Here is a 16138-nt window from a genome sequence, read left to right on the forward strand (position 1 = left end):
AAACAATATTTGCCAAACAACGTTTGCTACACAATGATAGCCATATTGAGACCGGTAGTGTTTCAATGTTTCGAGGGTGAGGGTGCTAGATAAAAGTTATTGTTTTAGCCATAAAACGCAGTATAATCCATAAGATTTTTTTTACTCACCAACAACTTTTGCTTTTACATGGAGATTTGCCCATGCAAGTTCAGCCTATCGGTGATATGTATGCCAATCACAAAGAATTGACGCTAAGGGGCATTATTCTTGGGGCATTAATCACTGTCATCTTTACCGCGTCCAATGTATATCTTGGACTTAAAGTCGGTTTAACGTTTGCCTCGTCCATTCCGGCGGCGGTGATATCAATGGCAGTTTTAAAATTTGCCAAAGATAGCAATATTCTTGAAAATAATATTGTACAAACCCAAGCTTCTGCAGCAGGTACTTTATCGTCCATTATCTTTGTGTTGCCAGCGTTATTAATGCTCGGTTATTGGACAGGGTTTCCGTTTTGGCAAACCACTATTTTATGTATCGCTGGCGGCATCTTGGGGGTGATTTTTACTATTCCGCTTCGCTATGCGATGGTCGTTAACAGTGATTTGCCCTACCCTGAAGGCGTTGCCGCTGCTGAAATTTTGCGGGCAGGCGAACAGGACACCGCAGATGATACCCCCGCTCAGTCAGATGCCTCAACAGGCGCCAAGGATATTGTGATTGGTGGCGCGTTGTCAGGCATTGTAGCGTTTTTGACGGGTGGACTCAGGGTATTGGCAGATTCGGCAGGCTACTGGTTTAAAGCAGGCTCGGCGATTACCCAATTACCCATGGGGTTTTCCTTGGCGCTACTTGGGGCAGGTTACCTAGTTGGCGTAGCAGGCGGTATTGCTATTTTGCTGGGTATCCTTATTGCTTGGGGTGCAGCGGTACCGATGTTGACGAGCATGACGCCTCAGCCCAGTGACATGGAAATGTCGGCATTTGCCATGAAAATTTGGAAGGAAAATGTTCGATTTATCGGTGCAGGTACCATTGGTGTTGCCGCGATTTGGACGCTACTCACGCTAATGAAGCCAATGATTGAGGGATTAAAAATTTCCATGCAGGCGCTCAAAGGTGGCAATTCATCAAACCTCAGTCGTATGGATCAGGATTTATCGCCCAAAGTCATGATCGGCTGGACGGTAGTAATGACGTTGTTATTGGCAGTTAGTTTCTATCAGTTTGTGGCGGATGCAAGCTTGCCAGCGGGTTTGGCATGGCTCCTAGTATTGGTTTGTACTGCGGTCACCTTTATCATTGGTTTCTTGGTAGCGGCAGCGTGTGGTTATATGGCGGGTTTGGTTGGATCGTCGTCTAGCCCAATTTCAGGTATTGGTATTATCTCGATTGTGGTGATTTCGCTCATTTTATTGCTGGTTGGCAATGCTTATCCGCAATTGTTAACCACGGGCGATGGCAAATTTGTCACCGCGTTGGCGCTATTCTGTGGTTCGGCGGTATTATGTGTGGCGACGATTTCAAATGATAATTTGCAAGACTTAAAAACGGGTTACTTGGTAAAAGCCACACCTTGGCGTCAGCAAGTTGCGTTAATGATTGGTGTCGTGGTAGGTGCATTGGTAATCTCCCCTATCTTAGAACTACTGTACAAAGCTTATGGCTTTACTGGGGCATTGCCTCGCCCTGATATGGATGCCTCACAAGCCTTGGGCGCACCGCAAGCAACCTTGATGACCACGATTGCCAAAGGGATTTTTGCGCATAATTTGAACTGGGACTTTATCCTTATCGGTGTGCTGATTGGTGCGGTACTGATTGTCGCTGATACCTTATTACGCAAAACTTCAGCGGGTAAATACAGCTTGCCAGTATTGGCAGTGGGTATGGGTATTTATTTGCCACCTACCATTAATATGCCGATTTTTATAGGCTCGGTGTTGGCATGGTGGATTAAAAACCGTATCACCAAAAACAGTGCGGCGGCGCAACGAGAGCGCAACTTAAAGCTTGCAGAGCGTAAAGGTACGTTATTTGCTGCAGGGTTAATTGTGGGCGAAAGCTTGATTGGCGTTATTATGGCGTTTATTATTGCCGCGTCAGTCACGACGGGCGGCTCAGATGCACCGCTGGCGCTTAAACTTGCCAATTGGGACAATATTGCCCAATGGCTAGGATTATTGGCATTTGTATTGGCTATCGTGATACTAGCAAGACGCGTGCTGAGCAGTGCCAAAACATCGGGATAATAGGCATTAAACTCCAACATCCCTATAAATCCTTGAAAATCATTAAACCCTTGAGAATCAATATTTTCAAGGGTTTTTTATGTATCGCGGTGTAAGAAAATAGGCGCAACACCATAGATTTAAAAACTTAGCGACGACATTTTTTCGCGACTGGGATAGCAGCATGAGCAATCATTAGAAATTATAAAACTTTTAATAAGTCTAATAACACCTGCCAAGTTTTTGCCACGCTGGCGATTTCTACGCGCTCTTTGGGTGAGTGTGCCGCACGGATATTTGGACCAAAAGAAATCATGTCCATGTTTGGTGCTTTACCTTTAAATATGCCGCATTCAAGACCGGCATGAATCACCTGCAGCTTTGGCTCGCCTGCAAAATGACTCGCCATCACAGATTTTGCCACTGCCAATAGCTTAGAATCTGGGTCAGGTTGCCAGCCTGGATAATCATCGCTTAACTCTAGCGCCGCCCCTGCCAAATCTGCTAAAGCTTGTAGCCGCTGGGCGATGTCATCTTTTGGGGTTTCACCCAAAGATCGCATCAGACAACGTATCTCAAGGGTGGCGATTTGATTATTGTCGTGAGTTTGGCCAAGCTTAACCACACCCGTGCTAATTGATGTATCTACCACGCCGGCAAAACTATCGCTCATGCGTATCACGCCATTGGGTAGGCTACGCAGCAAGTTAAGCATACGCTGACTGTCGGCTATACTAAGGGCGGAAAGGTTGCTAGATGTCGGTGACAGCGCGTCCGTGGCTACTAGTTTTTCAACAGTGACGGTGAGGTTGGGTTCCGTGATTTTATATTCAGCTTGTAGCGTTTGCAAGATAGTAGGAAGCAACTGGCTAATACGCTCAAAATCACCCAACACCGCCGCAGAGGCTTCACGTGTAATCACATTTCGCAGTACCCCACCTGTCCAGTGTTGTAGATGAAAAGGCGATGAGCGAAACAGGCTTGCTAGCACGCGCGCCAGTAATAAGTTAGCATTGGCTAAGCCTTTATGAATATCAATGCCAGAGTGCCCACCTTGTAAACCGCTCACCTTAATCACCATCGGCGTGACATCTTCGGTTACGGTAGTGAGCGAGGAAGTTAACTGGAATGTGGCATCACGCCCGCCAGCACAGCCAATAAACAGTTCACCTTCATCTTCTGAGTCAAGGTTAATCATCGCAGGTGCGGTCAGCCACTCAGGATGAATGGCTTGGACGCCGCCCATACCGATTTCTTCTTCACAAGTCAAAATCAACTCAAGTGGTGGATGGACAATATCATCACTAAACGCCACCGCCAATGCCATAGCAAGCCCAATACCATTATCTGCCCCAAGCGTCGTATCGCTTGCCCAGACCCAATTGTCTTTAATGACAGGTTTGATAGGGTCAGTGATGAAATCATGGTTGGTGGTTTCCCCTTTTTGTGCCACCATGTCAAAATGCGCTTGGATAGCCACCGCAGGATGGTTTGCCATATTGCTATCAAGCTGTACGCTTGCTGGTTTATAGATAAAAATATTGCCTTTTTCATCTTTTTTGACCGTTAACCCGTATGGTTGTCCGCGGGTTTGGACTGCTTGAACAATAAAGTCACCCAAAGCGTGTTCATGAAAAGTAGGATGTGGAATAGCACAAATTTGATCAAACCATTGCCAAACAGCAGTGGGTGGCAGTTGAGAAAGAGTGGTTGTCATGGTATTGCCCGATTTTTAGTGTATTAACTATCAAAGGCAATATTGTAGCGAATTTTAGATAGGAATGGTCAGCTTATTTCTGGTTAGCATAGTTATAGCGCGATTACTGGCAAATCTACAATGCCATTCCGTTTTAGAAAATATAATATTGTTAATATTATTTTACAGAATATAAAGGTTTTTACATAATAATTCACCTACAGAATATCTATGATGAATTAAAATGTAAAAATGACTAAGAAAAACAAATTATTCGCCGAAGGATTGACGGCAACGCACAATATTATTCAATCCTTTGCGCAACAGCGATTTGGCAATATCACCGAGGGCTTTGCCCAGTGGCAACAAGCCCAAATTGACAACCCGCCTGTGAATACCGTGTTTATTTATAACCCGCTTTTTTCATTAGCATAATCGCATGGCGTTGGTTTTTACCAGCCACGGATACATTGATAATGTCCTGCTTAAAGCTGCCCCATCTGGCGACTTTTGGATCTGGTGCGATGCGTGGGTTGGCTGGGTATTCACTGTTCAAGTCAGCAAATAAATTCTGTGCCTCTGCGCCACTGAGCCATTCCATAAATTTTTGTGCTTGTGCCGCGTTTTTGCTGTGTTTAACTACGCCAATACCCGATACATTGACATGGGTGCCTTGCCATTTTTGGTTGGCAAAATAGGGTTTGACCTTAATGTTTGGCTTGGTATCAAGCAGCCGACCATAGTAGTAAGTATTGGCGATACCGACATCACAGCGACCTGCGTCAATTGCTTCAAGCAGCGCTGTATCATTAGCAAATGGCGCGGTGGCTAGATTACTGACCCAACCTTTTAAAATACGCTCCATTTGTGGTAAGCCGTTGTGCTGAATCATGGTGGCAACCAAAGATTGGTTATAGACATTGTCCGACGTTCTTAAACACAGCTTGCCTTTCCACTTGGGGGTAGATAAATCTGCGTAAGTTGATAGCTGGCTTGGATTGATTTTGGTTGGGTTGTAAAAAATGGTACGGGCGCGCACTGACATACCAAACCAACGATTTTGTGGGTCTTGGAATTGCGGCGGGATATTGGTTTCGAGTACTTTTGAATTGACAGGTCTTAAGATGTTTTCTTGCGCCGCTTGCCATAAGTTACCGCCATCGACGGTGATGAGTAAGTCAGCTGGGGTATTAGCACCTTCTGCTTTAATTTTTTCGATCAGTACGCCTGCTTTATCGTTGACCAGCTTGATTTTTACGCCTGTTTGCTGCTCGTATTTTGCCACAATCGGCTTCAACAAATTATCAGCACGCGCCGAATAAATCACCAAATCACTTGCTAGCGCAGGTGTTACCGCGCCCATCAACATGCCAAAAGCCATTAAGCGTTTCATAATTTACCCTTTTATTCGTCCTAAAAAATTATACCGAATACCCTACTAAAAAGCAGACCCTGACGATGCGACGGTGCAAGTTAAAATCGCCGCCAAACGTATTGGTTTCGTAGTATAATATAGAATATTTATTTAAACGATAATAATTATTATTTACATTAAGGTTAACGATTTGGGTGCACATGAATAAGGGTATTGGTTTGGCTCGGTTTTGGCTGGTGCTATGTTCGACTCTAGTATTGCTGCCGCTTTTGGTGGTACTTACTAGCTTTGGTGAGATTGACCAAGAGATTTGGCAGTTTTTGCTTGATTATCAGTTGGGGTTACTACTTAAAAACACCCTGATATTGCTAATCACGACGTCCGTCGGGATTTTGCTACTTGGCGTGACCACCGCATGGCTAACGGCGATGTACCAGTTTCCAGGACGTAAGCTATTTTTTTGGGCGATGATGCTGCCACTTACTGTACCTGCCTACGTATTGGCGTTTGTGCAATTGGGTATGTTTGACTATACAGGTGCGATGAGTACCTATTTGCGAGAGCAGCAGGGGTTTGCACAAGGACTGCCCGATATCCGCAATATTTGGGGATTATCGATTGTGCTGATACTAGCGTTTTATCCCTATGTGTATCTTCTCGCTCGCAACGCCTTTACCAGTATGGGGCAACAGGCGCTGGAGATGGGCGCATCGCTTGGCTTGACGCCACGCGAATCGTTAGTCAAAATTGCCCTACCGATGGCGCGTCCATGGCTCATGGGTGGCTTGCTGCTGGCGATGATGGAAGTCCTCGCAGATTTTGGTGCGGTATCTGTCTTTGGGGTAGAAACCTTTACTACTGCCATTTATCAAGCTTGGTTTGGCTTTTTTTCCATTGATACTGCCAAACAACTGGCTTCTTTACTGGTGCTATTTGTATTTGTCATGATTGTGCTGGAGCAGCTGAGTCGCGGCCGCCGTCAATTTGCCACCAAAAAATCCACGGCAATCCAGCCAAAGCCGCTACCTAGGGGTTTGGGTTGGCTGACAACGATGTATTGCGGTGTGATTTTGCTGGTCAGCTTTGTGCTACCTGTCATCCAGTTGATTGTTTGGGTGGTCGCGCATTGGCAGCAGGGCGATGTGAGCGCGTTGCTCCAGCCGATGGGCAATTCATTAGTGATTGGGCTTGTTGGTGCGGTATTGGTCATGGTTGTGGCATTGCTACTTGTGATTGCCAAGCGCAGTGATAAGTCATTGTTTGCCACGATTTTGATGCGTATTACCACGCTCGGCTATGCCATCCCCGGTTCGGTATTGGCGATTGGTATTTTTATCCCAATTGCAGCGATGGACAATCTGTTATTACAATTTTTGCCCGTCAGTGATGGTACGACCGCTGTTATCAAAGGCACGTTAATTGTGATGCTTTTAGCCTATATTATTCGCTTTTTGGCGCTGGCAGTGTCGAGCATTGAGGCAGGTTTTGAGCGTGTCCGCCCAAGTCTTGTGGAGTCGGCAGTCATCCTCAATGTGCGCGGTGTTGCGTTGATTCGCCGTTTGTATATCCCTTTGGTCAAAAGTTCACTAGGCGTTGCCATACTCATGGTGTTTGTCGATTTGATGAAAGAAATGCCCATCACGCTGATGACCCGACCTAGTGACTGGGACACACTCGCGGTGCGAATTTATGCCTTTACCATGGAAGGGCAGTTTCAGCAAGCCGCATTGCCTGCACTGGTCATTATACTAGCGGGACTGCTGCCCGTGATTTTGTTTTCCAAGGAAAGTAACGTAACATGAACTTCAATGATTTATCGCAGAACGCAGTATCGGATGCGCATTTGACTGTGAATGAGTTATCGCTCAGTTATCACCCGTCTAGCAAAACCGTCCTCGATCAGATTAGTTTTGAGTTGCCGCAAGGGCAAATTGCGTGTTTGGTCGGTCAATCTGGCTGTGGTAAAACCAGCCTGCTACGCTGCATTGCAGGTTTTGAAACCCCGACAGCAGGCTCAATTCAATTTGGCAAGCGGACGCTATTTGATAGCCGCACCCACATCAATATCCCTGCTTATCAGCGCCAGATTGGCATTGTGTTTCAGGATTATGCGCTGTTTCCGCATTTGACGGTGGCAGACAACATTGGTTTTGGGCTTCAACACTTGTCAAAAACTGACAGACAGGGCAACATTGATGCTTTACTTACCTTGATAGGACTGGAACATTTAGCATGTCGCTACCCGCATGAATTATCTGGCGGGCAGCAGCAGCGGGTGGCATTGGCACGGGCGATTGCCCCCAATCCGCAGCTGATTTTGTTTGATGAGCCATTCTCAAGTCTCGATGCCGATATGCGAGAAGCGTTGGCGATGAGCATTCAGCAGCTACTTAAAGCCAAACAAATCAGCGCCATTGTGGTGACCCATGACCAGCAAGAAGCCTTTATGATAGCCGATAAAATCGGTATGTTGGCAGATGGTCGATTGCAGCAATGGGACACGCCAATTCAATTGTATCAAGCCCCCAGCACCGCCACGGTGGCAAAATTTGTCGGCAAAGGCAGCTTTCTACAGGCGCGGCAACATGGCAATGAGTTGCTGACCGCAATCGGTGCGTTGCCAATGAGCAATTATCCTTATTTTGCAGACAGTCACCAAGTGCTGATTCGACCAGAATGGCTATCGGTGGTACCCCAAACAAACAGCGCGGTTAATGGATTGATTACCGCCAAGCAGTTTAAAGGCAGTCATGTGGTTTATGAAGTGCAGCTTGCTAGTCAAGAGCGTGTGTTGGTCTACTCACCCACAGATGTTGCCATATTGGGCGAAACTGTGGGGCTGCTGATCGCTCACCTGCCTGAAAGCCGTCAATAAAGGCTAAGAGCCTTGTCAAATAATTTTACAGGGCTAGCGAGTAAAATTAAGTGTTTTATAGTCTATTTTGATATTCTGAACTGCCCCGGAATTGTCGGAGACCTAAAACTCTGAAACAATACCCTTATGAAAACTAAAAAACACTCAACAGAAGTTAAAAATAGAGCCGTCGAGTTGCTGATCGAATTGCAAAAGACTATCCTTCTCTATGGGCAGTCATAAAAGCAATTGCATTCTACCAATGGATATATATCGCCTATTATATACCCATAAAAACATGAATAAATCAGAATCCTCATGAAATCAATAATTTATGCATTAAGAATGGTGCGCTCGGCGGGACTCGAACCCACGCCACAGGCTTCGGAGACCTGTACTCTATCCAGTTGAGCTACGAACGCTTTGATTGGTATTAAAAAAAAGCAGTGGGCTATTTTAGCAAACTTTTCGTGCAATAAGCAAATCATCAAAATTACTGCCAGAAACTGCTCGGCAAAGTTGATAGCACATATCAAATAAGCATAGCTTTTTCAGATAATTTTCCCTTATAATAGTATGGAAAATAAATCTGTGTAACATTTATCGCATCAATATTGCATCAACGGATACAATCGAGCAATCTAATGGCTCATATTATCCGTTTTAAAAGTATTACGATAATTTAATTCACCTGTTTGAGAGAACGTGACGAATGAAAAAAGTAGTGATGTTATCAGCGGTTACTATGCTAAGTCTTGCGGGTATCGCTGTCAGCCAAGCTGAGGATAAAGCCAGTGCCCCTGCAGCGGCATCAGCTACCGCTAGCGCTTCAAGTACCGCGACAGCCTCAAGTACTGCAACTGCTTCAGCCCCTGCATCCTCTGCCGCTCCCGCAAAAAAGGAAGCAGAAAAAGCACCTGAAGACCCACCTCAAGTTGCAAAATTGGTTGCATTATACCCAAATCTAATCGCACGTATTGCCCCACAAGGTAAAGTTTGTTTTGAAGGTAAAGAGTGTGATATCACTATTGCCGCTGCATTGGGTGCCGCTGATCCAGATAAACCACGTGAAGGCAAAGTAATTTATGAAGGTGTTTGCCATACTTGTCATACTGCAGGTCTGTTAGGTGCACCAAAATTTGGTGATAAAGGCGCTTGGGGTCCCCGTATCGCTAAAGGTACCGCTACCCTTCACCAACACGCGCTACAAGGCTTTAATGCCATGCCAGCTAAAGGCGGTAACGCTGATTTGCTAGATGTGGAAGTGACCAATGCGGTTGATTATATGGTGTCTCAAGCCAAATAATCATTTTTAGCCCAGATGAAGCCTATCAACTGATAGGCTTTTTTAATTGTATCATTGGTATAATTTAACTTAACTTAGTTCAGTCAAATCTTTAAACTATCCAACCCATCCCCATTAAGGTCTCACCTTTAACCAGAACCTGCATTGCTATGGCAAACTTTGACACTACCATCCCTGCTCTAAAAATCACCCAGCTTACCAAAACCTACCCAAATGGTTTTGCCGCACTCAAAGGCATTGATTTGACCGTACCCCAAGGTGGATTTTTTGCCCTACTTGGTCCCAATGGTGCGGGTAAATCCACCACCATTGGTATTATCAGCTCGCTATTTAAACCCAGCTCAGGCTCGGTAGAAATTTTTGGGGTAGATTTGCTTAAACAGCCTGCCAAAGCCAAGCAGTTCTTAGGCGTGGTGCCGCAAGAATTTAACTTTATGCAGTTTGAGAAAATCGAAGATATTTTGATAGCCCAAGCGGGCTATTTTGGCATACCTACCAAGGAATCTCGCCCGCGTGCCGAAAAACTGCTTAAAGCATTGGGGCTTTGGGAAAAACGCGACGACAAAGCGCGTATGCTGTCTGGCGGTATGAAACGCCGTTTGATGATTGCGCGTGCTTTAATGCACCATCCCAAACTGCTGATTTTGGATGAGCCGACTGCAGGGGTCGATATTGAACTGCGCCGCTCGATGTGGGATTTTATGCAGCAAATTAACACGGAAGAAGGTACGACCATTATTTTAACCACCCATTACCTAGAAGAAGCTGAGCAGCTGTGTAAAAACATTGCTATCCTTGACCAGGGTGAAATTCGTATCAATACCGATATGAAAAGTTTGCTTACCAGCCTTGATGTGGAAAGCTTTGTGTTTGATTTGGCGCAACCTTATCTGTCATCAATTGCTTTAACCAATGTGGTAAAAACCAAGCAGCCAGACCCGTTGACCCTTGAAGTCACGCTCAAAAAAGGCGACAGTTTAAATGATGTCTTTGCCCAGTTAAATGCTCAAAATATTCAGGTAGCGAGTATGCGTAACAAAGCCAATCGCCTTGAAGAGCTGTTTTTAGGGATTGTTGAAAATAATTTGACTGAAAAATTGGAGAATTAACATGGATTTTCAGCACCAGTTGGTCGCATTTAACACCTTGTTAGTCAAGGAAATCCGCCGAATTCTTCGCATTTGGCCGCAAACGCTGTTGCCCCCTGCCATCACCATGAGTTTGTATTTTATCATCTTTGGTAAAATGATTGGCTCTCGGGTTGGCGATATGGGCGGTGTCTCCTACATGCAGTTTATCGTGCCTGGCTTGATTATGATGTCGGTGATTACCAATAGCTACTCCAATGTGGTATCGAGTTTTTTTGCCACCAAGTTTCATGGTAATATCGAAGAGATGCTGGTCAGTCCGATTTCTAAACATACCATTTTACTGGGCTTTATCGCGGGCGGTTTGTTTCGGGGGTTGACCATTGGCGCGATTGTGACGGTGCTCGCGTTGTTTTTTACTCAGTTATCACTGGTGCATGCGTTTGTCACGATTTTTACCGTGGTGATGACCTCGGCATTATTTTCACTGGGCGGTATGATTAATGCGGTATTTGCGCGCTCGTTTGATGATATTTCCATCGTACCCAGTTTTGTGTTGACACCCTTGACGTATCTAGGCGGCGTGTTTTATTCACTTAAAGATTTATCAGGATTTTGGCAAAACATATCGCTACTAAACCCCATTGTTTATATGGTCAATGCTTTTCGCTATGGTATTTTGGGTCATTCAGATGTCAATGTATGGTCATCTTTGGTGGCGATTGGGATTTTTACCGCGATATTTTATGGCATTGCGTATTATCTTTTAGCAGATGGCTCACGCGTTCGTTTATAACTTAGATAACTTAGTTAAATTAAAAAAATATGAAACCACTTGAAACTCACGGTATTTTGGGTCAATCCACTAGCTACCCAAAAACCTATGCCCCCGATATGCTCTACCCCATTCCGCGCGCATTAGGACGGGCGAAGCTAGCGCTGCCTGCTGACGCCTTAAGTATCGGCATGGACTGGTGGCAGGTTTTTGAAATGTCTTGGCTGAATTCGCACGGTATTTCACAGGTGGCAATGGTGCGCCTTGCCATCCCTGCCACATCAGACTATATTGTCGAATCAAAATCACTCAAACTTTATTTTAATAGCCTAAATTTCACTGAATTTGACAATCAACAAGCTGTTAAAGCAGCGGTGGAAAAAGACTTATCCGCTTGTCTAAAAACTGATGTGACGCTTGAGATTTTTGAGGTAAACATCGCAAATAGCTTACCCATCAGCGCGCCACAGGGTGACTGTATTGATAACGCGTTAGATAATAGCGGTAAAAAAATCGCCATTGTCAGTGATGTCGATTCCTCAAGCTTGACCGTTGCCGATCAAGGCGCCTCGGATAGCCAGTTACAAATTTTGCATTCGCATTTACTGCGCTCAAACTGCCCTGTCACCAATCAACCAGATTGGGGAACACTGGAAATTCAGATAGATAGCCAACCAATTGACCGAGCAGGACTGCTTGAGTATATTTTGAGCTTTCGTCAGCATAATGGCTTTCATGAACAATGCGTTGAGCAGATTTTTAGTGATTTAACCCAAGCCTTTGCGCCAAAAACGCTCATGGTACGCGCATGGTACACACGCCGTGGCGGGATTGATATCAATCCTTGTCGGGTGAGTGATATCAGTTTGTTGCCGCCACCATCACGGCTTAACCGTCAGTAATATTCGCTAATTATAATCGCCAGTAAGCTAGTCGCATTTTTATTAAAAAAAGCGTATGCTATGTTTTTTCAAAATTTTTCTGCCGCCAACTATATCTAACAGTTGGCGGCAGGCAATACCCAGAAGGATTACCGCATGCAAGCAGTCGGTCAACTTATGCTCGATATTGAAGGCAAAGCGCTTAGCCTAGCAGATGAAGCACTGCTACGCCAACCGGAAGTTGGCGGCGTGATTTTGTTTGGGCGCAATGTAGAAAGCCCTGAGCAAGTGCGCGAATTGACTGATAGTATGCGTGCCATCAAACCCAATATTTTAATTGCGGTTGACCAAGAAGGTGGACGTGTCGCTCGCTTGCGCGCGGGTTTTTCGCCGCTACCTGCGATGGGTAAACTCGGTGAAAGGTTTGAGCATGACCCTATCACTGCGCTTGATCTTGCTTATTGCGCAGGCTATTTGATGGCAAGCGAAGTACTAGCAGTTGGGATTGATTTTAGTTTTGCGCCTGTACTTGATATCAATGGGGTTAGCCGCGTGATTGGTGATCGCGCGTTTCACGTACATCCGATTGCAATCACCGCCTTATCTGCTGAATTCATGCGTGGGATGAAGCTTGCCGGAATGGCAACCACGGGCAAGCATTTTCCCGGTCACGGCTCAGTTGCCCCTGATTCTCATGTGGATGATGCCACCGATGAGCGCAGTTATGATGAGATTCGCCAATACGATATGCAGCCATTTATTCGCAACAAGCCGCTACTGGATGCACTCATGCCCGCTCATGTGGTATTTAGCACAGTTGATAACAAACCTGCAGGGTTTTCATCGATTTGGCTGCAGCAAATTATTCGTGGCAAATTAGGGTTTAATGGGGTATTGTTCTCCGATGACCTGTCGATGAAAGCGGCACATGTTGCAGGTGATGCAGGTGACCGTATTGCCGCTGCTTTAACGGCAGGTTGCGATATGGGACTATTGTGTAATGACCGCCCTGCTGCCTTGGTCGCGCTTGAGCGTTTGCAAAAACAGCCGACACTGCTCAATACCACCAGCCAACATCGGTTATCTAGCATGAAAGGCAATATCAAAGGCTGGCGGGGCTCGCTGGCCGACTCAGCCAAAGACTGGTCACACTGGCAAAGTAGTCAGCGTAAAGTGCTAGAAAATTTCTTTGCATGACTTTTCTTAAAACAAGCAAATTTAAAACAAGCAAATTTAAAACGAGCAAATTAAAAAAAACAAATTCGAAAAAAGCAAATTTCAAAAAAGGCAACGCGGCAACGTTGCTTTTTTTATGGCTACTTTCTTGTAGCTAATTTTTATAGCTACTTTTTGATTCATTAATTGACATAGCGTAAGTGAGCTATCATTTTTTGCAAATGCTCACTACTTAACTGACTCCAGATGTTATAAAAACAGCCATTGTTCAGCACGAGGTAAGCCAGCATTTTACCCTGTGGGTTATTGCCCTCTCGCCCAAGCGTCACATAACTGCCATCAGCATAGTTTTTACGATAGGCCCAGCCCTGATACAAGTCACGCTTAGACGTCGTACCGGCATTGGCTACGCCATAAGCACTGCGTAAAGGCCTGCCTTTATATTGCGCCAAATCATACGCGACCGCAAAGCCACCTGAAAAATTGGCAGCGCGTGGTTGTGCAGTTTTGATATTGATTGATGAATGATTAGCAATGGCTAAAATTGGGCAATATTTATAATCAGATTGTCGCCATTGCTGGTGGTAAATTGGGCTAACTTGATTACTTTTGAGTGATGCATGCGATTGCCAAGGGGATTTTGGCAGCCTAGTAGCCGCTTGGGCAGTATTGACAACTATGCAGCCACTTATCGCAACACTGGTCATAGCAAGTTGATAAAACATCGTTGTACTTCGTATCATATTCAGGGTCTCACGCCATTTTATTTGAGGTTTTCCATCAGGTAAAGTTACGCTATTGGCAATTTACCTTTACGAGCTTATCTTCTAGTACACTATATGACCCTAGTATATAAAATAGATAATAATTCATCCTAAAAAAGTGTAGCACAACCATTGTTTTTTATAACAAATTTGCAAACGTGATAAATAGATAAGGGAAAAGACAAGGCATAAAAAAAGCCCCTAATTCAATGAATTAGGGGCTTTTTTAAAATATGGGGCGAATGATGGGACTCGAACCCACGACAACCGAGATCACAACCCGGGGCTCTACCAACTGAGCTACATCCGCCATAAGGTAGGTTTTACAGACTAGCAAAATGCGCGCCTGACAGGATTCGAACCTGTGACCACCCACTTAGAAGGCGGGTGCTCTATCCAACTGAGCTACAGGCGCATAAAAAAAGCCTGCTCGGCTCTTGATTCATCTTTTCAACTTGGGTAAGTTTAAAGAATGAATGGTCGGAGTGAAAGGATTCGAACCTTCGACCCCCTGGTCCCAAACCAGGTGCACTACCAAGCTGTGCTACACTCCGATTGCCTAACTAGGCTTTAATTGTTACTTCAATACCTTAGCAATAGTGAGCTTAAAGGCTATCATCGCTAAGTGGTGCGTATATTAAAGCAAGTTAGTTAGGCTGTCAACGACTTTTTTCAATATTTTAAAAACAGACAATGGTTTTTAATGTCTATTTTTTGAGCGTGGCGCCAAACGCCAACATTCGATCTAGGGGTTTTTTAGCTTGTTCGATTAGCTGCGCATCAACAAAAATCTCGTGCGGTACAGCGTCAGGCGTGCCTACTTTCTCCAGTGCATGGATTATTTGGTCTAAATCATTCATCGCCATCCACGGGCAATGCGCACATGAACGACAGGTTGCACCTTCCCCACGCGTCGGCGCTTCGATAAACACCTTATCTGGCGCTGCTTGCTGCATTTTATAAAAAATACCGCGATCCGTCGCGACGATGAACATCTTGTGCGGTAGGGTTTGCGCCGCTTTAATCAGCTGACTGGTGCTACCCACAGCATCTGCCATTTGGGTCATCTCAATCGGCGATTCGGGGTGCACTAGCACCGCCGCATCGGGGTACATCTCTTTCATGGTTTTTAGGCTGCGGCTACGGAATTCTTCATGCACGATACAAGCGCCATCCCACAGTAGCATATCTGCACCCACTTTTTGCTGGATATAACGCCCCAAATGCTGGTCAGGTGCCCAAATGATTTTTTCACCTTGGCTGTCTAGATGGTCAATGAGCTCAACCGCGATACTCGATGTCACCACCCAATCTGCCCGCGCTTTAACAGCCGCTGAGGTGTTGGCATACACCACCACAGTACGGTCAGGATGCTGGTCACAAAACGCGCTAAAATCTTCAATCGGACAACCCAAATCTAGTGAGCAAGTGGCTTCTAGCGTTGGCATTAATACCGTTTTTGCAGGACTTAGGATTTTAGCGGTCTCACCCATGAATTTGACACCTGCAACAATCAGCACATCGGCATCACTATCACGCCCAAACCGCGCCATCTCTAAACTATCCGATACGATACCGCCTGTGGCTTCGGCAATTGCTTGGATTTTTGGGTCGGTGTAATAGTGAGCAATTAACGTGGCATTATGCTGTTCTAACAAATCGGCAATGCGCTGTTTTTTTTCTGCAAATTCGGCATCATCAATCTCAATATCTTGGGGTATACCGAGCTTATCGAGATGTTGTTTAACAATATCTTTGGCAGACACTGCTATCAGTTGCTCATTATTCGCTAATAGAGGATTGGATGGCTGGGTAGTTGCTTGCGGTGTACTTGATTGTTGCATGAAAAACTCCTTCTCATGAGATGACTTACCCATGTCTATCACAGGTAAGTAGCAATTCATTGATTCTCCTGCTGTTACTATAGCAAACTTTTTTGCGCAAGGTGAATCAATTGCGACTAGTAACTGATATAAGGGTAATTTGGCTAAATTAAATACTGGGACCCAT

The 16138-nt window shown here is 45.2% G+C and carries 13 protein-coding genes and 4 tRNA genes; 9 read left to right on the forward strand and 8 right to left on the reverse strand.

The features are described 5' to 3' along the window. Positions 1 to 182 precede the first annotated feature (182 nt). Positions 183 to 2234 carry an OPT family oligopeptide transporter gene (locus RTL34_RS01765; RefSeq protein WP_312114078.1) on the forward strand — a complete coding sequence of 684 codons (2052 nt, stop codon included), beginning with the start codon at positions 183 to 185 and terminating at the stop codon, positions 2232 to 2234. Between the two features lie 181 nt (positions 2235 to 2415). Here RTL34_RS01765 and RTL34_RS01770 read toward each other — a convergent pair whose 3' ends face one another. Then, a complete protein-coding gene (locus RTL34_RS01770) occupies positions 2416 to 3930 on the reverse strand; it encodes an aminoacyl-histidine dipeptidase (protein WP_312114080.1) in 1515 nt (504 codons plus the stop codon). Positions 3931 to 4161: 231 nt separating this feature from the next. Here RTL34_RS01770 and RTL34_RS01775 point away from each other — a divergent pair, with 231 nt between their 5' ends. Continuing rightward, positions 4162 to 4344, forward strand: a complete 183-nt coding sequence (locus RTL34_RS01775; protein ID WP_007116939.1) for a hypothetical protein — start codon at positions 4162 to 4164, stop codon at positions 4342 to 4344. On the opposite strand, the gene RTL34_RS01780 is transcribed toward RTL34_RS01775, so the two are convergent. After that, on the reverse strand, positions 4313 to 5302 hold the full coding sequence (locus tag RTL34_RS01780) for an extracellular solute-binding protein (protein WP_082168221.1): 990 nt from the start codon (positions 5300 to 5302) through the stop codon (positions 4313 to 4315). The genes RTL34_RS01775 and RTL34_RS01780 overlap by 32 nt on opposite strands. Positions 5303 to 5484: 182 nt before the next feature. Here RTL34_RS01780 and RTL34_RS01785 point away from each other — a divergent pair, with 182 nt between their 5' ends. Together RTL34_RS01785 and RTL34_RS01790 are read left to right on the forward strand one after the other, a co-directional pair. Continuing rightward, a complete protein-coding gene (locus tag RTL34_RS01785) occupies positions 5485 to 7086 on the forward strand; it encodes an ABC transporter permease (RefSeq protein WP_219330910.1) in 1602 nt (533 codons plus the stop codon). Then, positions 7083 to 8159, forward strand: coding sequence for an ABC transporter ATP-binding protein (locus tag RTL34_RS01790; RefSeq protein WP_312114085.1), 1077 nt, complete (start codon positions 7083 to 7085; stop codon positions 8157 to 8159). The genes RTL34_RS01785 and RTL34_RS01790 overlap by 4 nt, the downstream gene beginning before the upstream one ends. A 325-nt stretch (positions 8160 to 8484) precedes the next feature. Here RTL34_RS01790 and RTL34_RS01795 read toward each other — a convergent pair. After that, positions 8485 to 8560, reverse strand: a tRNA-Arg gene (locus RTL34_RS01795). A gap of 290 nt (positions 8561 to 8850) precedes the next feature. Between RTL34_RS01795 and RTL34_RS01800 the strand changes: the two genes are divergently transcribed. The 5 genes from RTL34_RS01800 (at position 8851) to nagZ (ending at position 13385) form a co-directional block, all read left to right on the forward strand. Continuing rightward, on the forward strand, positions 8851 to 9444 hold the full coding sequence (locus RTL34_RS01800; RefSeq protein WP_076774537.1) for a c-type cytochrome: 594 nt from the start codon (positions 8851 to 8853) through the stop codon (positions 9442 to 9444). Positions 9445 to 9593: 149 nt separating this feature from the next. Continuing rightward, entirely contained in the window at positions 9594 to 10553 is a 960-nt protein-coding gene (locus tag RTL34_RS01805) for an ABC transporter ATP-binding protein (RefSeq protein ID WP_312114088.1), read from the forward strand. 1 nt (position 10554) lies between these two features. Then, positions 10555 to 11328 carry an ABC transporter permease gene (locus tag RTL34_RS01810; protein ID WP_007116373.1) on the forward strand — a complete coding sequence of 258 codons (774 nt, stop codon included), beginning with the start codon at positions 10555 to 10557 and terminating at the stop codon, positions 11326 to 11328. Positions 11329 to 11357: 29 nt separating this feature from the next. Continuing rightward, the gene (queF, locus tag RTL34_RS01815; RefSeq protein WP_007116374.1) at positions 11358 to 12209 is read left to right on the forward strand and encodes an NADPH-dependent 7-cyano-7-deazaguanine reductase QueF; all 852 of its coding nucleotides are present in this window, start codon (positions 11358 to 11360) and stop codon (positions 12207 to 12209) included. Positions 12210 to 12344: 135 nt separating this feature from the next. Then, positions 12345 to 13385 (forward strand): beta-N-acetylhexosaminidase, encoded by a 1041-nt coding sequence (gene nagZ / locus RTL34_RS01820; protein ID WP_312114094.1) that lies wholly within the window; start codon positions 12345 to 12347, stop codon positions 13383 to 13385. 161 nt (positions 13386 to 13546) lie between these two features. On the opposite strand, the gene RTL34_RS01825 is transcribed toward nagZ, so the two are convergent. The 5 genes from RTL34_RS01825 to nadA form a co-directional block, all read right to left on the reverse strand. Next, positions 13547 to 14107: a hypothetical protein gene (locus RTL34_RS01825; protein ID WP_312114096.1), complete on the reverse strand. Its 561-nt coding sequence runs from the start codon at positions 14105 to 14107 to the stop codon at positions 13547 to 13549. Positions 14108 to 14362: 255 nt separating this feature from the next. Next, a tRNA-His gene (locus RTL34_RS01830) sits at positions 14363 to 14438 on the reverse strand. A gap of 31 nt (positions 14439 to 14469) precedes the next feature. Beyond that, positions 14470 to 14543: transfer RNA gene (locus RTL34_RS01835), tRNA-Arg, on the reverse strand. A gap of 62 nt (positions 14544 to 14605) precedes the next feature. After that, positions 14606 to 14682, reverse strand: a tRNA-Pro gene (locus RTL34_RS01840). Positions 14683 to 14835: 153 nt separating this feature from the next. After that, positions 14836 to 15972 (reverse strand): quinolinate synthase NadA, encoded by a 1137-nt coding sequence (nadA, locus tag RTL34_RS01845; RefSeq protein WP_312114097.1) that lies wholly within the window; start codon positions 15970 to 15972, stop codon positions 14836 to 14838. Positions 15973 to 16138: the final 166 nt, after the last annotated feature.

The organism is Moraxella sp. CTOTU47915, assembly GCF_031986685.1.
GTDB lineage: Bacteria > Pseudomonadota > Gammaproteobacteria > Pseudomonadales > Moraxellaceae > Faucicola > Faucicola tetraodonis.